Annotated in this window: 20 protein-coding genes; 12 read left to right on the forward strand and 8 right to left on the reverse strand. The window is 70.2% G+C overall.

The genetic code is table 11. The features are described 5' to 3' along the window. Window positions 1-147 precede the first annotated feature (147 nt). The 3 genes from OOK34_RS33995 to OOK34_RS34005 all read right to left on the reverse strand — a co-directional run bounded on the left by OOK34_RS33995 (window position 148) and on the right by OOK34_RS34005 (window position 2,805). Window positions 148-801: a CBS domain-containing protein gene (locus OOK34_RS33995; RefSeq protein WP_267038018.1), complete on the reverse strand. Its 654-nt coding sequence runs from the start codon at window positions 799-801 to the stop codon at window positions 148-150. A gap of 10 nt (window positions 802-811) precedes the next feature. Continuing rightward, window positions 812-1,282, reverse strand: coding sequence for a Crp/Fnr family transcriptional regulator (locus OOK34_RS34000; protein WP_267038019.1), 471 nt, complete (start codon window positions 1,280-1,282; stop codon window positions 812-814). A gap of 95 nt (window positions 1,283-1,377) precedes the next feature. Continuing rightward, window positions 1,378-2,805, reverse strand: coding sequence for an MBL fold metallo-hydrolase RNA specificity domain-containing protein (locus tag OOK34_RS34005; protein ID WP_267038020.1), 1,428 nt, complete (start codon window positions 2,803-2,805; stop codon window positions 1,378-1,380). A gap of 175 nt (window positions 2,806-2,980) precedes the next feature. Here OOK34_RS34005 and OOK34_RS34010 point away from each other — a divergent pair, with 175 nt between their 5' ends. From OOK34_RS34010 to OOK34_RS34065, 12 genes are all read left to right on the forward strand, one after another. Next, window positions 2,981-4,057 (forward strand): zinc-dependent alcohol dehydrogenase family protein, encoded by a 1,077-nt coding sequence (locus OOK34_RS34010; protein WP_267038021.1) that lies wholly within the window; start codon window positions 2,981-2,983, stop codon window positions 4,055-4,057. A 5-nt stretch (window positions 4,058-4,062) separates the two neighbouring features. Further along, a complete protein-coding gene (locus OOK34_RS34015) occupies window positions 4,063-4,749 on the forward strand; it encodes a pyridoxamine 5'-phosphate oxidase family protein (RefSeq protein ID WP_267038022.1) in 687 nt (228 codons plus the stop codon). Beyond that, complete coding sequence (locus tag OOK34_RS34020) at window positions 4,746-5,504, forward strand: HAD family phosphatase (RefSeq protein WP_267038023.1); 759 nt, start codon at window positions 4,746-4,748, stop codon at window positions 5,502-5,504. The genes OOK34_RS34015 and OOK34_RS34020 overlap by 4 nt, the downstream gene beginning before the upstream one ends. Next, entirely contained in the window at window positions 5,501-7,900 is a 2,400-nt protein-coding gene (locus OOK34_RS34025; protein ID WP_267038024.1) for a glycoside hydrolase family 65 protein, read from the forward strand. Before OOK34_RS34020 ends, OOK34_RS34025 begins: the two co-directional genes overlap by 4 nt. A gap of 84 nt (window positions 7,901-7,984) precedes the next feature. Then, on the forward strand, window positions 7,985-8,434 hold the full coding sequence (locus tag OOK34_RS34030; protein WP_267038025.1) for a universal stress protein: 450 nt from the start codon (window positions 7,985-7,987) through the stop codon (window positions 8,432-8,434). Between the two features lie 607 nt (window positions 8,435-9,041). After that, complete coding sequence (gene ppsA, locus OOK34_RS34035) at window positions 9,042-11,483, forward strand: phosphoenolpyruvate synthase (protein WP_353963391.1); 2,442 nt, start codon at window positions 9,042-9,044, stop codon at window positions 11,481-11,483. A 45-nt stretch (window positions 11,484-11,528) separates the two neighbouring features. Then, window positions 11,529-12,026 carry a flavodoxin domain-containing protein gene (locus tag OOK34_RS34040; protein WP_267038027.1) on the forward strand — a complete coding sequence of 166 codons (498 nt, stop codon included), beginning with the start codon at window positions 11,529-11,531 and terminating at the stop codon, window positions 12,024-12,026. A 43-nt stretch (window positions 12,027-12,069) separates the two neighbouring features. Further along, the gene (locus tag OOK34_RS34045; RefSeq protein WP_267038028.1) at window positions 12,070-12,666 is read left to right on the forward strand and encodes a hypothetical protein; all 597 of its coding nucleotides are present in this window, start codon (window positions 12,070-12,072) and stop codon (window positions 12,664-12,666) included. Beyond that, window positions 12,659-14,935: a cation-transporting P-type ATPase gene (locus OOK34_RS34050; protein WP_267038029.1), complete on the forward strand. Its 2,277-nt coding sequence runs from the start codon at window positions 12,659-12,661 to the stop codon at window positions 14,933-14,935. Before OOK34_RS34045 ends, OOK34_RS34050 begins: the two co-directional genes overlap by 8 nt. 18 nt (window positions 14,936-14,953) lie before the next feature. Next, complete coding sequence (locus OOK34_RS34055; protein ID WP_267038030.1) at window positions 14,954-15,238, forward strand: dsRBD fold-containing protein; 285 nt, start codon at window positions 14,954-14,956, stop codon at window positions 15,236-15,238. 37 nt (window positions 15,239-15,275) lie between these two features. Next, window positions 15,276-16,202, forward strand: a complete 927-nt coding sequence (locus OOK34_RS34060) for an ABC transporter ATP-binding protein (RefSeq protein WP_267038031.1) — start codon at window positions 15,276-15,278, stop codon at window positions 16,200-16,202. Then, complete coding sequence (locus OOK34_RS34065) at window positions 16,181-16,606, forward strand: hypothetical protein (protein WP_267038032.1); 426 nt, start codon at window positions 16,181-16,183, stop codon at window positions 16,604-16,606. Before OOK34_RS34060 ends, OOK34_RS34065 begins: the two co-directional genes overlap by 22 nt. Before the next feature lie 41 nt (window positions 16,607-16,647). Here the strand turns inward: OOK34_RS34065 and OOK34_RS34070 are convergent, their stop codons facing one another. From OOK34_RS34070 to OOK34_RS34090, 5 genes are all read right to left on the reverse strand, one after another. After that, window positions 16,648-17,640 carry a nitroreductase family protein gene (locus OOK34_RS34070; protein ID WP_267038033.1) on the reverse strand — a complete coding sequence of 331 codons (993 nt, stop codon included), beginning with the start codon at window positions 17,638-17,640 and terminating at the stop codon, window positions 16,648-16,650. 151 nt (window positions 17,641-17,791) lie between these two features. Continuing rightward, on the reverse strand, window positions 17,792-18,388 hold the full coding sequence (locus OOK34_RS34075) for a CBS domain-containing protein (RefSeq protein WP_267038034.1): 597 nt from the start codon (window positions 18,386-18,388) through the stop codon (window positions 17,792-17,794). A 13-nt stretch (window positions 18,389-18,401) separates the two neighbouring features. Continuing rightward, on the reverse strand, window positions 18,402-19,004 hold the full coding sequence (locus tag OOK34_RS34080) for a CBS domain-containing protein (protein WP_267038035.1): 603 nt from the start codon (window positions 19,002-19,004) through the stop codon (window positions 18,402-18,404). Between the two features lie 271 nt (window positions 19,005-19,275). Continuing rightward, window positions 19,276-20,145 (reverse strand): universal stress protein, encoded by an 870-nt coding sequence (locus OOK34_RS34085; RefSeq protein WP_267038036.1) that lies wholly within the window; start codon window positions 20,143-20,145, stop codon window positions 19,276-19,278. A 29-nt stretch (window positions 20,146-20,174) separates the two neighbouring features. Further along, window positions 20,175-20,846, reverse strand: a complete 672-nt coding sequence (locus OOK34_RS34090; protein ID WP_267038037.1) for a CBS domain-containing protein — start codon at window positions 20,844-20,846, stop codon at window positions 20,175-20,177. Window positions 20,847-21,077: the final 231 nt, after the last annotated feature.

Consider the following 21,077-nt stretch of genomic DNA (forward strand, 5'->3'; position numbering starts at 1 on the left):
GTCAGCTGCCGCCAGAGGCGTCGGTGTCGTTGGGGCGGCCCAGGTCGACACCGCCGGGATCTCCACGTCCGACTTCGCGCCGGGCCCCCATCGGCCGCGCCAGTAGCGAGGCGTTTGTTCCACCACTCAAGCCCGGCGAGGCCAAGGTCATGGCGAGGTGGGCGTCTCCAGCTGGCAGTGGACCTCCACGATGCCCTCGACGGAGTGGGTGAGGCGTTCGGCCATCCCAATCAGGTGGCTGTCTCTGACTTGGCCGGTCAGGGTGGCGATGCCTTCCGTGACAGTGACCTTGACGGCCTCGTGGGAGAGGGGGAAGAGGCGTTCGACGACGGTGCGGCGGATCTCGGTGGCGAGTTCCTCGTCGGTGCGGAGGAAGACCTTGAGGAGGTCGGCGCGGCTGACGATGCCCTTGAGGGTGCCGTCGGCGTCGACGACCGGGAGGCGCTTGATGTGCCGGTCGGCCATGAGACGGGCTGCCTGAGGCAGGGTGGCGTCGGGGCGGATCGTGATGGCCGGGGTGGTCATCATGTTCTCGGCGCGGGTGGAGCCGGCCTTGGCGGTGTCGCCGAGGCGGCGCATCTGTTCGATCAGGCCCGGGCGGTGCTCGTGGAACTCCTCCTTGGGCAGGAGATCGGCCTCGGAGACCACGCCGACCACTCGGCCCTCGCCCTCGATGACCGGTAGGGCGGTCACCTTCCACCGCTCCATCGCGGTGGCGATGTCCTTGAAGCCGGTCGAGGGGGTGACGGCGATGACCTTGGTGGTCATGACGTCGGTGACGGTGTACGGGGTGGAGGTCATGGCGGGGTCCTCAGCGTGCGTAGGCGAGCGGGGTTCCGCTGCCGTGAGGGGCGAACAGGTCGAGGAGGCGGGTCCGGGCGGAGTCGAGCCGGTCGGCGATGACGGCGGCCACCGCGGTGGAGACGGACCGGCCGACGGCCGAGTCCTCGTTGCACAGCTCCCGTACGGCCGCGGCGTCGAACTCCAGGGCGCGCACGTCATGGGAGGCGGTGGCGCCGAGGTGCCAGCTGTAGGGCGGGAACATCCAGGACCAGCCGAGGAGCTCGCCGTAGCCGAGGGTGTCGACTACCACGTTCTTGTGGCCGGGGACGTGGGTGTCGAGGTCCACGGTGCCGCTCTGGGTGATCCAGAACCTCTCGGCCCGTCGGCGTTCGTTGAAGATGCGGGTGCCGACCGGGAAAGTCACCTGGTGGGAGTGGGCGAGCAGGGCTTCGCGGGCTTCGGGTGCCATCGCTTCGAGGATGCTGTGCATGGTGCTCATGGAGCGCCTCCAACCCTTCGCATCCACCCTGCTCGATGGGCCACCGCGTCCGGGAGGGCCGCGCGGTGCACACCGAGGGGACCGTCCGGCCCCGGTCAGCGGACCAAGACGGCCTCCCCGGACTTGGGCACGACGGCCGTCCATCCCAGCTCGTGGTCGATCCGGTCCCGGAGGGTCTCGGCCGCAGTCTCCTCCCCGTGGACCAGGTAAGTGGTGTGCGGCGGCGGAGCGGAGCGCAGCCAGTCGATGATCTGGCCAGCGTCGGCGTGCGCGGAGAAGTGCGGGACGTCGGCGACCTCGGCACGTACGGGGACGTACTCGCCGAACATCTTGAGCGTGCGGGCGCCGTCCACGAGGTCGCGCGAGCGGGTGCCGGCCGCGGCGAAGCCGACGATGACCACGGCGTTGCGGGGGTCGGGGAGGATCCGGTGGAGGTGGTGCAGGACGCGGCCGCCGGTGGCCATGCCGGCGGAGGAGACGATGATCGCCGGCCCGGTGGTGTTGTTGATGTCGATTGACTCCTGGACGGTGCGCGCGGCCAGGAAGGGCTCCGGGCTGATCGCCGCCTCGCCTCGGGCGAGGACCTCGGGGCGTAGCTCGGGCGAGTGGGCCCGTACGGCGTCGCGGTAGACGTCCAGGGCGGCCAGGGCCATCGGGCTGTCGACGTAGACGGGTACGTGGCGTGGCAGGGTGCCGCCGCTGCGCAGGGCGGCGAGTTCGTGGAGGACGACCTCGGTGCGGTCGATCGCGAAGGCCGGGATGACGACCGTGCCGCCACGGGACAGCGCGCGGGTGATCACCGAAGCGAATTCGCGCTTCGCGCTCTCCTGGTCGTGGTGTCGGTTGCCGTACGTCGACTCCATCAGCAGGACGTCGGCACCGGAGAACGGCTCGGGTGGCAGGAGGAGCGGGTGGCCGGGGCGACCGAGGTCGCCGCTGACGGCGAGGGTGTGGCCGTCTTCCAGGGTCAGGTCCACCCAGGCGGAGCCGAGGATGTGCCCGCCGTGGTGCAGCATCAGTTTCGTGCCGGCCATGATCTCGATCTCGCTGCCCACCGGTACCGGGTCGAAGTACTTGATCGTGTGATCGACGTCGTCATCGTCGTAGAGCGGCTTGGCGGGCCGGTGCTTGGACCAGCCGTGCTGGTTGGCGTGCTCGGCGGCTTCCATCTGGAGGCGGGCGCTGTCACGGAGCACGATCTCGGCGAGCCGGGCCGTTGTGGCGCTGGTCAGGATCGGTCCGTGGAATCCGTGCCGGACCAGTCGCGGCAGGTAGCCGCAGTGGTCAAGGTGGGCGTGGGTCACGACGACGGCGTGGATGTCGGAGGCGTCGCAGGGCAGCTTGTCCCAGTTGCGGCGTCGTAGGTCCGCGACACCCTGGAAGAGTCCGCAGTCGACGAGGATCCGGGCGTGGTCGCTCTCGACCAGGAACTTACTGCCGGTGACCGTCCGCACCCCGCCGAGGAACCTCAGCAGGGCCGGGCGGGCGGAAGCAGGAGACGGGGACGGGGCTGACTGGGACATGGCAGCAGCCCTCCTTTCGGAACGGATGCCGGTCTCCACCGTGGCACCGGAACGCCCTGCCCGCTGGGGACCGACCGGTCCCGGGTAGGGGCCGACCGGCCCAAGCGGGACGGAGGGGAACGGGCACAGCCTGACGGTGACCCTCCCGCACAGCACACAGAGAGAAGGCCGCGCCATGAAGGCACTCGTCTTCCACGGGCCCGGACAGACCTCCTGGCAGGACGTCCCGGACCCTTCCATCAAGGACGCCGCCGACGCGATCGTCCGGGTCGACGCCGTCACCATCTGCGGCACCGACCTGCACATCATCAAGGGCGACGTCCCCGAGGTGACACCCGGACGGATCCTGGGCCACGAGGCCGTCGGAACCGTCGTCGAGACCGGAGGTGACGTACGTACCGTCCGCCCCGGTGACCGCGTCCTGATCTCCTGCATCTCCGCCTGCGGTCGCTGCCGCTTCTGCCGCGAGGCGCACTACGGCCAGTGCCGCGGAGGAGGCGGATGGGTCCTGGGCCACACCATCGACGGCACCCAGGCCGAGTACGTCCGCGTTCCCTTCGCCGACCTCTCCGTCCATCCCCTTCCCAGCGCCCTGGCGAGCCACGAAGCCGTACTGCTCGCGGACATCTTCCCGACCTCGTACGAGGTGGGTGTCCTCAACGGCAACGTGCGCCCGGGCGACACGGTCGTCGTGGTCGGCGCCGGACCCATCGGCCTGGCCGCCATCGCCACGGCACAGCTATACAGCCCGTCCCGGATCGTCGCCGTCGACCTCGCGGCTTCCCGCCTAGCAGCTGCGCGGGACCTCGGGGCCGATGCGACCGTCAGCGCGCAGGAGGAGCCGGAGCAGCTGGTGGGGGACCTCACGGACGGGCTCGGCGCGGATGTCGTCATCGAGGCCGTCGGCATGCCCGAAGCCTTCGAGATGTGCACCCGCATGGTCCGCCCGGGCGGCCGGGTCGCCAACATCGGCGTGCACGGCAAGCCCGCCGTCCTCCACCTCGAAGACCTGTGGATCAAGGATGTCACCATCACCACCGGCCTCGTCGACACCCACTCGACTCCCATGCTGCTGCGCATGATGGCCGCCGGCCGCCTGCCCGGCGCCGCGATGGTCACGCACCGGTTCGAGCTGGACCAGATGGAAGAGGCGTACGACGTCTTCTCCCGCGCCGGCGAGACCGGCGCCCTCAAGGTCGTACTCGGCGGACCGCAGCACGACACCGTCGCCGTACCGCCCCAGGAGCAGTGATCGCCGTGAAGAGCATCCCGCGATCCCCGGAGCAGTCGTCCGGAGAGAGGACCGGACGCACCGACCTGGGCCGTCGCCTGGCGGCCCGCCGTGAAGCCCTCGGTCTTAGCCGCGAGGAACTGGGCCAGCGGTGCGGAGCGGATGGTAACTACATCGCGTACCTGGAGGAGCACGCCGCCGCTCCCGCTATTGGCACCCTCGCTCGCGTCGCTGATGCCCTCGGCCTCACCGTCGACGACCTGACCGGCGCCAGCGCCCATCGAGTCGCCGGCCGATCCACCGCCCGGCGCGACAGTACCCTCGTACCGCTGGACGAGCCCGAATGCCGGCGCCTGCTGAACACGCACGGCGTGGGCCGCATCGCCATCTTCACCCCGGACGGCCCCGCCGTCCTCCCCGTCAACTACCTGATCGCAGGACCCGACATCGCTTTCCGCACCTCCGCGGAAGCCGTCACGGCCAGGGCCGCCGGAACCGAGGTCGCCTTCGAGATCGACAACATCGACGACGTGACCGCCACTGGTTGGAGCGTGCTGGCGGTGGGCGAACTGGCAGCCGTCACGGACCAGCACGAAATTCAACACCTCAACACCACGGCCCGCTCCCAGCCCTGGGCCGGCGGCCCGCGCACCCACTGGATGAAGCTCACCCCCGCCCGCATCACCGGACGTCGCGTGGTGCACGACTCATGAACGACCTACGCGCGGTCGTCTTCGACACCGACGGAGTGCTCCTCGCTACGGCGGACCGCCACGCGGCTGCCTGGAAGGAGACCTTCGACGGCTGCCTCCCCGAGTGGCAGCCATCGCACGCCGGTGCACGACCGCGCCCGTTCGACGCCGACCGCGAGTACCGGGACCTGGTCGACGGCCGCTCCCGCCTCGATGGCGTACGCGCATTCCTGACTGCCCGGCACATCGACCTTCCGCCCGGAAGCTCGGAGGATCCGCCAGGGTGCGCCACAGTCCACGCGGTCGCCGCCCGCAAGGAGGAAGCCTTCTCCACGATGCTGCGAACCGAAGGCGTCCGTGTCTTCGACGACGTGCGGCCCGCGCTCCGGGAACTGCGGGAGAAGGCGATCCTGTGCGCAGCCGTCTCGGCCTCCCGGCACGCCCGCTCCCTCCTGGAATCCGCAGATCTCCTCAATTACTTCGACGCCTTGGTGGACGGCCAGGACGCGGCCGCACTCGCCCTGCCAGGCAAACCCGACCCTGCACTCTTCCTCGAAGCTGCCAGCTGCCTCGGCGTGACTCCCGCACACACCGCCGTGGTGGAGGATGCACTCGCCGGCGTCGAAGCCGGACACCGAGGCCGTTTCCGCCGCGTGGTGGGACTCAACCGCGAAGACGACCCGCACATGAGGGACGCCCTGCGCGCACATGGTGCTCACCTCGTCCTCCCCGACCTCGGCGGTCTGCCCGCCGCACTCGAAGGCGAACGCGCGTGACCACCGTCTGGCGCTGGGAGTACCCCCGCTACGACCCCAAAACCGAGCGGCTGGTCGAGTCCCTGTGCACCCTGGGCAACGGCCGCTTCGCCACCCGCGGTTCAGCCCCGGAGAGTATTGCCGACGACATCCACTACCCGGGCACCTACCTCGCCGGCTGCTACAACCGGCTCGACTCCATCATCGGCGGACGAACGGTCTCCAACGAGGACATGGTCCGGCTGCCGGACTGGACCGCCCTGAGATACCGCTGCCTGCCCGAGGGCGCACCGCCCGGCGACTGGCTCACACCCGACCACCCGACCCTGCGCCACAGCCACGTGTCGCTGGACCTGCACGCCGGAACGCTCACCCGCCGCATGCTCTTCCATGACGCCGAAGGCCGCCGCCTGGGCGTCACCCACACCCGCCTCGTCCACATGGGCGACCCGAACCTGGCCGCCCAGAACACGGTGTTCACAGCGTACGGCTGGCGCGGCAGGATCGAGATCGAGTCCGTACTCGACGGCGACGTCACCAACACGGGAGTCGAGCGCTACCGCGCCCTGGCTGGGCGGCATCTCGTCGAGCACCGGGCCGGAGTGGAGGCGGAGGGCACCGCCTGGCTCTCCTGCACCACAACCACCTCCCGGGTACGGATCGGGCTCGCAGTCCGAACATCAGCACGTCCTGTGGCACCGGTGGGCCGGGCATGCACAGCCACCACCGCCACGCAGACATTCGTCCTGCCGATCAAGCGGGCCGCCCCGGTCGTCGTCGTAAAGACCGCCGCCCTGTGCACCTCGCTCGACCGTCCCTCAGCCGATCCGCTGCGGCGGAGCATCGACTGCGCCACACACGCCCCGGACTTCCCCACCCTACTGGCCTCCCACCGCGCATCCTGGCAACGCCTCTGGAGCGAAGGAGAGTTGAAGGTACCCGGAGAGGCCGGCAAGGTTCTGCGGCTGCACGCCTTCCACGTCCTGCAGACCCTCTCGCCGCACACCGCGGAGCTCGACGCCGGCGTTCCCGCCCGCGGCCTTCACGGCGAGGCGTACCGGGGCCACGTCTTCTGGGACGAGCTGTTCGTCCTGCCCTACCTCGCCCTCCACCTCCCCGAGACCGCCCGAGCCCTGCTGATGTACCGGCACCGCCGGCTCCCTGCGGCTCGGGAGACCGCCCGCCGGGCTGGAGCGAAAGGGGCGATGTTTCCCTGGCAGAGCGGCAGTTCCGGCGCCGAGGAGACGCAGCGGCTGCACCTCAATCCGCGCTCGGGCCGCTGGCTGCCGGACCACTCGCACCTCCAGCACCACGTGGGCTCGGCCATCGCCTGGAACGTGTGGCAGTACGGGCAGGCCACCGGCGACGCCGGATTCATGCACGGCCCGGGCGCCGAACTCCTCCTGCACATAGCCCGCTTCTGGGCGGACGCGGCAACGTGGGACACCGGCCTCGGCCGCTACCGGATCCGCGGCGTGGTCGGACCGGACGAATACCACGATGCCTACCCGGACGCTGTCGCTCCCGGGATCGACGACAACGCCTACACCAACGTCACCGCCGCGTGGGTACTGGCCCGCGCCCTCGACCTGTACGGGGAACTTCCGCCGGCCCGGCGCGCGGAGCTCCTCACGCATTTCGGCATCGGCCCCGACGACCTCACCGCCTGGGAGGACGTCTCCCACCGCCTGTACGTGCCGTTCCACCGCGACGTGATCAGCCAGTTCCACGGCTACGGGGACCTCGCCGAGCTCGACTGGGACGGCTACCGTGCCCGCTACCACGACATCCGGCGCCTGGACCGCATCCTGGAAGCCGAAGGCGACACACCCAACCGCTACCAGGCGTCCAAGCAGGCCGACACCCTCATGCTCGGCTACCTCTTCCGCCCCACAGAGCTCGAACAGCTCTTCCTTCGGCTCGGACACCGCCTCGACGACGGCCTCTGGCGCAGGACGGTGGACTACTACCTGCGCCGCACCTGCCACGGCTCCACGCTCAGCAGCCTCGTCCACGGCTGGATCCTCGCCCGGGAGCAGGGCCCGGACGCCTGGCGCTACTGCCAGGAAGCCCTGCTCGGCGACATCACAGACGTCCAGGGCGGCACCACCGGCGAAGGGATCCACCTCGGCGCCATGGGCGGCACCCTCGACCTCGTCGAGCGCGGCATCGTCGGACTCGAGCCCCACGACGACGGCCTGCACATCGACCCCGTGCCCCTCTCCGAAGTGCCCGGTTCCTCGTTCTCGATCTCCTACCTGGGGCACCGCGACATCCGTATCCGGTTCCGGCCCGGCCGGCTCGGCATCAGCGTCCCCCCGTCGCTCCTGGGCCCGGTGCCCCTGGTTCTGCCCGGAGACCGGAAGGAATGTATTGCCGCAGGCCAGGAGCGGTGGTTCCGGTTGCCGAAGGGCTGACAGGGCAACCAGCGCAAGCTCGCGTGGCGGTGCGTTCCCGATGCGCACACTGTGGAGGTATCAGCCGTTGGAAGGGTGAACGGGATGGACAGGCAGCAGGAGGCTCCGCGGATCGTGGCGGGCGTCGACGGATCGCCTTCGTCCCAGGCCGCGCTGCGCTGGGCGGTCCGGTACGCAGGGCTGGTGGGCGGGCGAGTAGAAGCGGTCGCGGCATGGGACCTGCCCGGTGCCGCGTCGTGGTCGGCCCCGGCGGTCGACGCCACGTTCGACGAGGAAGAGGCCGAACGGCGTCTGGTCGAGGAGGTCCGCACGGTTCTCGGTGAGGACGGCGCCGCCTCCGTGCACCAGCGCCTGGTGCGCGGCAATCCGGTCGACGTTCTGGTGGATGCGGCAGAAGGCGCGGACCTGCTGGTCGTGGGCAGCCACGGTCGCGGCGGCTTCAGCCGAGCCCTCCTCGGTTCGGTGAGCCAGCAGGCGGCGCTCCATGCGCCGTGCCCGATCACCATCGTCCGGGCGGACATCCGCGTCGAGTGATCCCGCCTCGGGCACGCTGGGCAGGGTGTCCAGTCGGAGCCCAGCCGTAAGGCGTGGGCTGCGGCTTCGGGCTGCGGCGTGACTTGTTGAGCCCAGCGCACACCCGACGGCCGCGCCCTTGCCGTGTGCGCCGGCCGGTGAGATGGGCCTTCTCCAACACCTGGAGGCGCGTGCCGGTGAGTCGATTCCCGTCCCCGGGGATCGACGAACAGCTCCCCGATCCGGGTGGACCCGCCCGTCGGCGTCGTGGCACGCAGCGAACGAAGCCTGCCCGCAGATGGCCCTGAGCAGGGCTAACGCAGTCATGTCACGGTCCGGGCGGCCACTCAGTACCGCGCCTGGGCCGATCGGCCCCGCACCGCAGCGGCCCACTCGGCCCCTTGTGAATGGCCCTCGCAGCACTGCGGCCCCGGTGCCCTGCCGCGTGATCGTGGAACCCGGACGCCATTCCGGCGCCGCCTTCCGAAGAGGGTGACCACGATGCAGCGCATCCAGATCCAGACCCGGCCCAAGCAGCCTCACAAGCCCGCCCCACTGGATCTGCGCACGCCGTCCGGCCGCCCCCTGCCGTACTGATCCCTGCCGACACGCAGCCCCGGAGGACGTCATGGGACACATGCGACGCATCGCACCGTTCACCGAGCTCGGCCGAGGCGACATCAGCCGGGTCGGCGGCAAGAACGCCTCCCTTGGAGAGCTGACCAGACGGCTGACCGCAGCCGGCTTGCGCGTGCCGCCCGGCTTCGCAACGAGCGCCGACGCCTATGAGGAACTGCTCGACGGACACGGGCTGCGCACCCGCATCCAGGAGCAGCTCGACCGGCTCCACGACGGTGTCGCGCTCGAAGACGTCGGAGCGGGCATCCGTTCAATGATCATGGGCGAGCCTATGCCCGAAGCCCTGACGACCGAGATCATCACGGCGTACGAGGCCCTCGGCCGAGAGATGGGCCGCAGCGACCCGGAGGTCGCCGTACGCAGCAGCGCAACCGCCGAGGATCTGCCGGAGGCCAGCTTCGCCGGCCAGCAGGAGACCTATCTGAACGTGAGCGGCGCCGTACAGTTGCTGGACGCGGTGCACCGCTGCTTCGCCTCCCTCTACACCGACCGCGCGATCGACTACCGGGAGCGGATGGGCTTCGACCACCTCCAGGTCGCCCTGTCCGTCGGTGTCCAGGTGATGGTCCGCTCCGACCTCGCCGGGGCAGGGGTGATCTTCGCCCTCGACCCGGAGAGCGGCTTCCCGAACGTCGTCGTGGTGAGCGCGGCCTGGGGGCTGGGCGAGACCGTGGTCAGCGGCCAGACCGACCCCGACGAGTACACCGTCTTCAAGCCCGGCCTCAAGGACCCGGCCCTGGACCCCGTCATCGACGTGCGGATCGGCGCCAAGCGTCGCAAGGCCGTCTACGCGAAGCGCGGGCTGACCGACACCGTCGACACCGCCCCCGAGGAACAGGCCCGGCGGGTCCTGACCGACGCCGAGGTGCGGCAGCTCGCCGAGTGGGCCGTCGCCGTCGAGGACCACTACGGCTGTCCGATGGACCTGGAGTGGGCGAAGGGCGGCATCACCGGCGACCTGGCGATCGTGCAGGCGCGGCCCGAGACCGTGCAGTCCCGACGACGCACCACGACCCTGCGCCGCTGCCGCCTGACCGCCGCCCCGGGTGACGCCCTCGTCGAAGGCATCGCGGTGGGCGAAGCCATCGGAGCGGGTGCCGTCTGCCGCATGGACACGCCCGTGGACCTGGAACGCTTCCCGGCCGGAGCCGTGCTCGTCACCTCGATCACCGACCCGGACTGGGAACCGGCCATGAAGCGTGCCGCAGCCATCGTCACCGACCACGGCGGCCGCACCTCACATGCCGCGATCGTCAGCCGGGAGCTGGGCGTACCTGCGGTTGTCGGCACCGGGAACGCCACCGCAGTGTTGCGCGACGGCGACGACGTCACCGTCTCGTGCACCGAAGGCAGCCGGGGCAAGGTCTACGCGGGCTGCCTCCCGTACGAGGAGACCGAGACCGACCTGGCTGCACTGCCCGCCACGCGTACCCGGGTGATGCTCAACCTCGCCGACCCGTCCGCCGCCTTCCGGTGGTGGCGGCTGCCCGCGGACGGCGTGGGTCTGGCCCGCCTGGAGTTCATCGTCGCGCACCAGGTCAAGGTCCACCCCATGGCCCTCCTGCACCCGGAACGCCTGGATGCGGCCGACCGCTGCGCCATCGACCAGCTCACGGAGGGCTACCTCGACCGCGGCCGGTACTTCACCGACCGCCTCGCGTACGGCATCGCCCGGATCGCCGCCTCCCGCTGGCCCGACCCCGTCGTCGTCCGCACCAGCGACTTCAAGACCAACGAGTACGCCAAGCTCCTCGGCGGCCGCCCCTTCGAACCGGTCGAGGCCAATCCGATGATCGGATGGCGCGGCGCCAGCCGCTACTACAGCGACGGCTACCGGGAAGGCTTCGCCCTCGAATGCCAGGCCCTTCGCCGGGTGCGCGAGGAGATGGGCCTGACCAACGTCATCGTCATGATCCCGTTCTGCCGCACCCTGGAAGAGGCCGACAAGGTCCTCGAAGTGATGGCGGCTGAAGGACTCCGGCGCGGCGAGAACGGCCTCAAGGTCTACGTGATGGCAGAGATCCCCTCCAACATCCTCCTCGCCCAGGACTTCGCCGAGCGCTTCGACGGCTTCTCCATCGGCAGCAACGACCTCACGCAGCTCACCCTCGGCGTCGACCGCGACTCCGAAGCCCTCGCCCACGTCTTCGACGAGAACAACCCAGCCGTCACCGACCTCATCCGGATCCTCCTCCCACGGGTCCAGACCCTGGGACGCCCGGTGGGCCTGTGCGGACAGCGGCCCAGCGACGACCCGGCCTATGCCGCCTTCCTCGTTCATGCCGGCATCGACTCGATCTCCGTCGCCCCTGACAGCTTCGCCGCCGTCAAGCAGCACGTCGCCGTCGCCGAGGAGCGGCGCTACGGGGAGGACCGAATGGTCCCCGTATGGATCCGTCCGGCCCAAGCGGAGCAGCCGTCGGCCGCGTGACAGTGGCATCAGCCCCGCACCACGGAAAACCAAGGAGCACCCGCCATGAGCACTAAGCGAGTCCTGGTCGCCTACGGCACCAAGCACGGAGCCACCGCAGGCATCGCCGAGCAGATCGGAGAGACCCTCCGCGAGGACGGTCTCGACGCCGTCGTCCTGCCCGCCGACGACGTCCACGACGTGCGCGCCTACGACGCCGTCGTCCTCGGCGGCTCCCTCTACGCCGGCCACTGGAGCAGCAAGGCCAAGCACTGCGCCGAACGCAATGCCGACTCCCTGCGGCACCGCCCGGTGTGGATGTTCAGCAGCGGCCCGCTCGACCGCTCCGCCGAGGAACACGACATCCCCCCGGTCTCCGCGGTCGCCCGGGAGATGCAGCTGGTCGGAGCGCGCGAGCACATGACCTTCGGCGGCAGCATCACGGCTCACACCCCAGGCTTCCTCGCCAAGGCCCTGACCCGCCAGGGCAAGGGCGGAGACTTCCGCAACCCCGAGCGGATCCAGAAGTGGGCCCACCACATCAGCGCCGAGCTCGCCGCCTGAAGGGAGGGCCCCGGCTCGGCATGCACCAGCACGGAGGCGTGCCATGCACCACCGGACGACAGGGACGGGGGCCAACCCGCTCAGGCGTGATACCGACCGCGCCCGGACCCGTCTGCGTGCCGCCTTCGCGCTGACCTGCCTGCTGGCAGTCATCACCGGCTTCGCCCTTGGGCGAGCCGCTTGGACGGACGGCCAGCGCACCGCCGAGGACATCGCGCGCCATCGACACAACGTAACGGCCACCACGATCGGCGAGACCGGCTACCGAGCGGGAGACCAGCCGAGCAGTCGGCCCGCAACCGTCGCGACCGCCACGTGGCACTACCCCTCGCAGCGCCCACACACGGAAACCATCCCCGTTCCGGCAGGAACCCGGAACGGTGACACGGTCCGGGTGTGGGTCGACGACAACGGCAGTGCGGCTGCCGCTCCGCCCAGCCAGGCCGACACCGCTCTGAACGCGGTAGGCATCGGCACCGGAACACTGGCCGGGATCGTGCTCACCGGCGGCGCCCTTGTCGCCGTGCGCCTCCGCATCGTGGACGCGCGCAGCGCACGGGCCTGGGAATCCGAGTGGGCGGGCACCGAGCCCCTCTGGTCCGGCCGCCTGCGCCCCGGCCAGGGAGCCGGCGATGACTGAGACCGCCGCCGCCCCGAACCTCACACCGGACACCGCGCCGGATCCTCTCGAACCCCTGCCCCTGCTCCGTCGCGAACTGCACACCGGCCCTCTGGGCCTGTCGAGCCGGGAGGCGGCACGCCGGCTGGCCGTCTACGGCCCGAACGAGGTCCGCCGCACCCCCCGTACGAGCGTCCTGAGGGAACTCCTGCGGCAACTGGTCCACCCGCTGGCTCTGCTGCTGTGGGCTGCTGCGGCCCTCGCCTTCATCGCCGCCATCGAGGTGCTCGGTTGGGCGATCGTCGCGGTCATCCTCGTCAACGCCGGATTCGCCCTCGTGCAGGAGCGGCAGGCCGAGAGGGCTGTCGAGACCCTGGCCAGCTACCTTCCCGCCCGGGCCCAGGTGATCCGCGACGGACAGCCACAGCACGTCCCGGCCAGGGACCTGGTCCCCGGCGACCTCATCGCCCTCGATGAGGGCGACCGGGTACCCGCAGATGCCCGCCTGACCGAGGGGGGAATCGAGGCGGACCTCTCCATGCTCACGGGCGAGTCCACCCCCGTCGAGCGTGTTGCCGGCCCGGGTCTGGAGGGCCTCTCACCGCTGCAGGAGCCCAACCTCGTCTTCAGTGGCACCACCGCCACCGAGGGGCAAGCGCAGGCGATCGTATTCGCCACCGGAGACCACACCGAACTCGGCCGGATCGCCGCCCTCAGCCAGCGCACCCGCCGCGAACCGAGCCCACTGGAAACGCAGGTCAAGAAGGTCGCCTGGCTGATCGCCGCAGTCGCGGTCGCCATGGGAGCCGTCTTCCTCGTGCTGGGTGTCGCAGTGGGGCTGCCACTCACCGACTCACTGATGTTCGCGATCGGCCTGCTCGTGGCCAACGTGCCGGAGGGGCTGCTGCCCACCATCACCCTCGCCCTCGCCGTCGGCGTACGTGTTCTCGACCGCCAAGGCGCGGTGATCAAGCGGCTGAGCGCAGTGGAGACCCTGGGCTCCACCAATGTCATCTGCACCGACAAGACCGGCACCCTCACCCGCAACCAGATGCGCCTGCAACTGCCGCCCGGCACAACGGCACCGCCGCAGCGGCAGGACGTCGAGAGGGACCTGCACATGCTCGGACTGGTCGGCCTGTACGACCCGCCACGCCCCGAAGTCGCCGAGGCGGTCGGGCGCTGCCACGCGGCGGGTCTCACCCTCCACATCGTCACTGGCGACAACGGTGCCACCGCCACCGCCGCCGCCGTGGCCCGCGCCGTCGGTATCGGTACGACGAACCTGCACGTGGTCGCCCAGTCCGAGGCGATCGACGACCACGAGCTCGATCACCTCCTGCGCCTGGACGGCACGGAGATCGTCTTCGCGCGCTCCTCGCCCGAGACCAAGCTGAAGGTGGCCGATGCCCTGCGGGCCCACGGACAGATCGTGGCCATGACCGGCGACGGCGTGAACGACGCTCCGGCCCTGCACCGTGCCCACATCGGCGTCGCCATGGGGCTCTCGGGCACCGACGTCGCCCGCGAGGCGTCGACCATGGTCCTGACCGACGACAACTTCGCCACCATCGTCACGGCCATCGAGTCCGGCCGCCGCGTCTACGACAACGTCCGGAAGTTCATCGTCTACATCTTCGCCCACCTCACCCCCGAGGTCGTGCCCTTCCTCGTGTTCGCTCTCTCCGGCGGGGCCGTACCGCTGCCGCTGACCGTCCTGCAGATCCTCGCCATCGACCTGGGCACCGAGACGCTTCCGGCCCTCGCTCTCGGCCGTGAGCGCGCCGAGCCGGGAGTTATGTCCCGACCGCCCCGCCCGAGCTCCCAGAGCGTGATCAACAAGAACATGCTTGTACGCAGTTGGGGCTGGCTCGGCACCATTTCCGCGGCCCTGGTCATGACCGCCTTCTTCTACGTCCTGTGGCGCGCGGGCTGGCACCCTGGCGACCCCACCGGACCCGGAACCCCGCTCCACCACGCCTACCTCACCGCGACCACCGCCACATTCGCGGGCATCGTCACCTGCCAGGTCGGCACGGCCATCGCCGCCCGAACCGACCACGCCGCGCTGCGTGACATCGGCTTCTTCAGCAACCCGCTGCTCCTGGCCGGCATCGCCTTCGAACTCGTCTTCACCGCAGCGCTCGTATACGCGCCGCCGCTCCAGAACCTCTTCGGTACCGCCGCCCTCCCGCTGGACGTCGTCCTCCTCATCGCGGCCTTCCCGCCGCTGGTCTGGGGAACCGACGAGGTCCGACGCTGGGCCCGACGCCGACACCACCACTCCTGAACCGACCGGAGGCACACCATGTCGCACACGAGTGAATGGAAGACCCACGTCTACCTCTTCGAGGAAGACCACACGACCAAGGTCCGCGTCGAACTCGACACCGGCACCACCCGTCTCACGGGCCACGGCACCGCGCGCTGCAACCCGACGGACAAGGAGGTGCCCGAGATCGGCGACGAACTCGCGACCGCCCGGGCGCTGGAGAACCTGGCACTGCAGCTCAAGCGCACCGCCTACGGCGACATGGCAGCAGCAGGGACCGCACCTCGGCACGCTCCTCTCCCCGCCTACGACCTTGGGTGAGCGGGCGGGCCTCCAGCAGCAGGCTCAGACTGGACCCATGGGTGGCGGGCCGGCGATCGAGCTGACCGGACTGACCAAGAGGCACGGGCCGGTGATGGGAGTCGACGGCCTGAGCCTCACCGTGAGACCAGGTGAGGTGTTCGGCTTCCTCGGGCCGAACGGCGCTGGAAAGACGACCACGCTGCGATGTCTCACCGGCCTGCTCCGGCCCAGCGAGGGACGCGTACGGGTTCTCGGGCTGGACCCGATCGCCGATCACCGCCGGGTGGCCACACAGCTGGGGTACCTGCCCGGCGAACTACGCCTGTACCCGGAACTCTCCGGAGCGGAAACGCTCGATCTGCTGTCCGCACTGCAGGGAGCTCCTGTGCCCCGCCGCGGCGAGCTGTGCGACCGGCTGGGGCTGACGCCCGCGATCCTCACCCGCCTCGTCGGGGGTTACTCGCGGGGCATGAAACAGAAGCTCGGGCTGGTGCAGGCGATGCAGCGCGATCCGCAGCTGGTGGTGCTCGACGAACCGACCGAGGGACTCGACCCGTTGGTCCAGGAGACGTTCTTCGAATTGCTGGGCGAGGCGGCCGCCGCCGGACGCATCGTCCTGCTCTTCAGCCACATCCTGCCGGAGGTGCAGCGTACCTGCGGGCGCGTGGCGATCATCCGGGACGGACGGCTGGTCACGGTCCAGAGCGTGGCCGGCCTGCGCGAGGCCCGTGTCAGGCGGATCAGGCTGTCCCTCGCGGACGGGCAGGGGACACGGTCCCTGGGCGACGCCCAGCGCTGGGCCCCACGCTGGAAGGGGGACCGGGTGGAGCTGCTCGTACCACCGAGCGAAGTGGTGGGCGCCCTGCGCACACTGCTCGGCCTGCCGGTGTCCGACGTCCAGCGGCGACGTGTCGATCGCCAGCTACCCCGGGCTGCTGGGCGGAGCGGACCACTGCGCTGGTGCTCGCGGCGCTGGCCCTGAACCTGGCAGCGACCCTCACCGTCGCGGTGGGGGTGGCGCTGTCACCGGACATCCACCGTGCGGTGCCGATCGGCGGGGTGTTCGCCGCAGGGGGCATGGGCCTCGGCTTCGCCCTGTGCCTGATCGGGCCGGCGATGGCCGTATCGGCGGCGGGACGACGGCGGGCCCAGGTGGTCGGCGCGACCATCGCGATCGGAGCCGTGGGATTCGCCCTCAACTTCATCGCAATGGCCTGGTCGCCGACAGCATCGCTGAGGTTTATCAGCCCGTTCCACTACTACGCCCCGGGCGATGCCCTGGCCGAAGGCGGCGTGCTCTGGCCCCAGCTCGGGATTCTTGTCGGAACGGGAGTGCTGGGCATCCTGCTGGCTCTGCTGCTCCAACGCCGAGACCTCGCGCCCTGAGTGGAGTCGCCATTGAGCGTCTACGCGTCTGCCACCGGCTTCTACTCCCGGATTTCCAGGACCTCGGCCAACGGGCGCCGGGGCGTGTCGGGGCCCGCGGGGCCGTAGCCGAGACGGAAGATTATCTGCACGTGCCCCATGGCCGCGACCGGGTCGCGGGCCGTCCAGCGCAACTCCGGCCATTCCAGTGGATGGGACGTCATCGAAGTGGCAAGGCCATCGGCAGTGGCCTGCAGAAGGACGCGCTCCATTGCCTGGCCGGCGCGCAGCCAGTCGGCTCTTGTGTCCCCCTCGGTGCTCAGCAGAGCCAGCTGTGGCCGCTTCTCGAACACGGCCCAGCCGCGATCCGGTATCGGGTTGGCCCAACCGAAGTCGCGTACGGGGGTGGGACCGCCGGAACCCTTCGGTCCGAATGAGGCGGTGGGAATGCCGTCCCGACGTGTGCCTGTAGCACTCTGGGTGTGGGACGTCCAGGCCGCGGTTTCCGCCTGGGCGAGCGGATCGATCTCCTCGCGGTGTTCTGCGTCTCGTACAAGCCCGAGCACGGTGTCGATGTGCCAGGTGTCCGGGACGGTCAGCCGGCAGCCCTCCAAGTGGGCCGCAGCCCACAGACCGTCCAGCAGTGCCGTCGGCACCGGCTCCTCGCTGAAGGGGTACCGGCTGGTGTGCCGACGCCGGATGGCGTCGTGCAGGGAGGCCAGCTCGCGGTCTGCGCCCGTCGTTTCGTCGATGGTCACCGTGGCGAGCAGCCATGGTTCGGCGTCGTCGGGCAAGAGCTGCACGCGAACCGGCAGACCGATCCAGGCCGCGGACACGCGCAGGTTGAACAGTGCTGCGGCGCAACCCAGGTGGAGGCCACGGTGATTCGGGTCGGTTCTGGCCATAGCGCGTTCCGGATCGCCGTACAGAGCGAGGGCACCACTACCGACATGGAACACGAACTTCCACGGCTGGGCGTTGTGCATGGACGGAGCGGTGACGGCGTCGCCGACGAACTGGATGACGGTGTCGGGGTCGAGGTGTGTTGCGGTCATGGGACTGGTCCTGTCTATGTGGCCTCAGTCGTGCGCCACGACGGCGACCGGTGGGGCCCGATAGTCGGCTGCTTTCAGGCTCTGCCTCCTGCGAGGTCCTTGGAAAGGACCGAGCGGCCCAACCTGGGACCGACCGGCCCTCCTTGCCCGGTCAGCTCTGTTCGGCCTCCGCGCAGGTGAGCCTGTTGTCGACGTCGACGACCCCGTCGACGCTCTGGCAGAGGCGGATCACCACGGGCAGCAGTCCGGGCTGCGGCACGGTGCCGCTGAGGGTCACCAGGCCGTCGTCGACTTCGACGGTGATGGCCGAAGGAGGGAGGTGGAGTGTCCGGGTGAGGACGTCCTCGAGGATCTCTTCCTGTATCGCGTGGTCGCGGCGGAGGAAGAGCTGGATCAGATCGCTGCGACTGAGAATGCCGACCACGCGGCCTGCCTCGTCGACGACCGGCAGCCGTTTGACCTGGTGCCGCTGCATGACGCGGGCTGCGCGGACCACGCTCCACTCCGGTCGGGCCGTGACGGCCGGGCTCGTCATCAGCTCCTCGGCTGTTGCCGCACCACCGGCGGGCCGCCGACGGAGAAGGTCGGCTTCGGAGACGACGCCGACCGGGTGCCCGGATTCGTCGATCACGGGCATGGCGGTGATGTCGAACTCCTTCAGGAGCCGGGCGATCTCCTTGAACGCGGTCGTACGCCGGACGGTGACGGCGGTGTGCGTCATCAGGTCCGAGACACTGCGGTGCCGCATGACGATCGTGCCCTCATGCGGATACGGGGACGGTGAAATCCGCCTTGACGTCGACGACGCCCGGTACGGTGCCGGCGGCGCGTACGACGACGTCTTCCAGCATGGGGTCCGCCAGCGACCCGTTGAGGTAGGCGATGCCGTTGGCGACGTGGACGTGCACCTCGGCGGAACCGTGCGGGATCAGCTGGTACGTGATCATCTCGCGGATCTCGGCGCCGATGTCCTCGTCGGGGCGCAGGAAGACCTTGAGCAGGTCGCCGCGGCTGACGACGCCGACGAGGCGGCCGTCGCCGTCGACCACGGGAAGGCGCTTGAGGTGCCCGCGGGCCATCAAACGCGCCGCGGTGGGGATGGTGGCGTCCCTCGTGACGGTCACGGCCGGGCGGGTCATCAGCTGCTCGGCGGTGGTGTCGTGGGCCGTGTCGGCGCCTTGGGGCTTGAGCAGCAGGTCGGCTTCGGAGACGACGCCGACCACCTGTCCGTCCTGGGCCAGCACGGGGAGCGCGCTGACGTTCCACATCCGCAGCTCTTCCACGATGTCCTTGAACGCGGTTCCTCGGTCGATAGAGATCACGGCGTGTGTCATGACGTCATCGACGGTGCGCAGGTGCTTCATGGTCTTTCTCCTCGATGGGACGGCTGGTACTCGCGATGGTGCGAAGGTCGGCCCGTCCGTGGGTAGGGCCGCCCGGGGCCTTGAGGCAGTCCGGCCGGCCCTGGTGGGCTCCGCCTGGGGGTGGTTCCATGGAAGTGCGGAAAGGGTCCTTGCGAGGATGCGGAGAAGCGGCCGAGTGCCGTGCACCGCACAATCGGGATCCGCGAGAAGCGGGCGGACTCTTTCCGCCCTTGGTGCGTGCCTCGCACGGCCGTTCACCGGTGCCGCTCCTTCAGTCGTGGGCGATGACGGCCACGGGGGCTGCTGCGTGGTGCAGGACCGCGTGGGCGACCGATCCCAGGTGCGCTCCGAGGGGGGAGCGGCGTACATGGCGTCCCACGACGATGAGTCCCGCGCCCTGCGAGGCCCGGACGAGATGCTCGCCCGCCGATCCCATGAACACGTTGTGGCTGACGTTCACGTCGGGGAACTTGTGCTGCCAGGGCAGCAGCATGTCGTCCACCATCTGGGTGACGCTCCTGCCGATGTCCCGTTCGTTGTCCGGGTCGAAGAAGGGGACGTAGCTGTAGGCGGGCGGCATCTTCCAGCCGTGTACGGCCCGCAGTGGCCAGTCGCGCCGGGCTGCCTCTTCGAAGGCGAAGGTGAGTACCCGGTCGCACGCTTCGTGGATGTCGACGCCTACGACGACCTCGCCGCTGGAGCCGGTGCCCGGGCCGGCCGGGTCGTCGGCGACGCGGACGAGGACGACCGGGGTGTCGGTCGCGACCACGGTCGACATCGCCACCGAGCCGACGATGAAACCGACCAGGCCGCCCAGGCCACGCGATCCCAGGACCAGCAGCCCGGCGTCGGCGGCCTCGGCGGCGAGAGCGGCTGCCGGCCGTGCTGTCAGGCAGCGGGTCGTGATCTCCAGGTGCGGGTGGCGCCCGTGCAGCTCTTGCGCCGCTTCGGTCAGGGCCTGGTCCGCCCAGCGGTCAACGTCCTGGCGGCCCAGGCCGGGGAGCACCGGGTCCAGGGGCCAGTCGACGGCGTGCACGAGGCGCAGCGGCACCTGCCGCAGGACGGCCTCGTGCGCGGCCCAGCGTGCTGCTGCCCGGCTCTCCGGGGAGCCGTCGACTCCGACGGTCACGTGGCTGTTCATGGCTGCGATCCCTTTCGTGCGGGCGCTCATCACCACGGCATTGCGTGCCGGGCATCGGCCGCATGAGTGGTTGACGTGTCGTCGGTGCGGGAGGTGACGCGTGATGCCACGGCGACGACCCCGTCGAGCCGTTCGACGAGGCTGAGAAGTGCAAGGAGCTGACTCCGGCGCTCGACATGGCCGTCCAGGGCGACGATGCCGTCCACCACGTGGACGTCGATGTCACCGGCCGGCACACCGAGTACCTCCGAGAGGACCTCGTCGGTGACGCGTCGGCGTATCTCGGAGTCCGGGCGCAGGAACATGCGGAGCAGGTCCCGGCGGGTGACGATGCCGACGAGCCGGTCCTCCACATCCACGACGGGGAGGCGTTCGACACTCCGGCGGGTCATCAGCCGGGCGGCGTCAGCCACTGTCTCTTCGGCGTGGACGGTGACCGCGGGCGCGGACATGACGTCGCCCGCGGTAGGCGGCCCAGCCGCCGCTGTAATGCCCTGCCCGGAGGGACGGGGCCCCGGCACCGGGTGGGCCAGCAGGTCCGTCTGCGATACGACGCCCACCACGCGGTCCTCGTCGTCCAGGACAGGGACTCCAGAGATGTCGTACTGGGCGAGGAGCTTCGCGACGTCCTTGAAGGCGGTGCCCGGGGCCACGGAGACGACCTCGTCGGTCATCAGGTCCGCCACCTTGAGGTGCTTCATGAGGCCCTCCTGCTCCGCCCTGTCGCGCGAGGCTGATGTCCGGTGTGGGGTGTGCCCCCACCATCCGTCGACGACTGCCGGTAATCGAGGGCCGAACGGTCCCGTTCGAGGGCCCGCAAGGGCCCGGGGCTGCCGAGCCCGGGACGATGGGGACCTTTGGTCCCGTCGGCGGTCCCGGGCGGCCCTCTTCCTGATGCGTCGACGGTGCCAGCGTGAGTGGTGTCCCTCATC

This window comes from Streptomyces sp. NBC_00091, assembly GCF_026343185.1.
GTDB lineage: Bacteria > Actinomycetota > Actinomycetes > Streptomycetales > Streptomycetaceae > Streptomyces.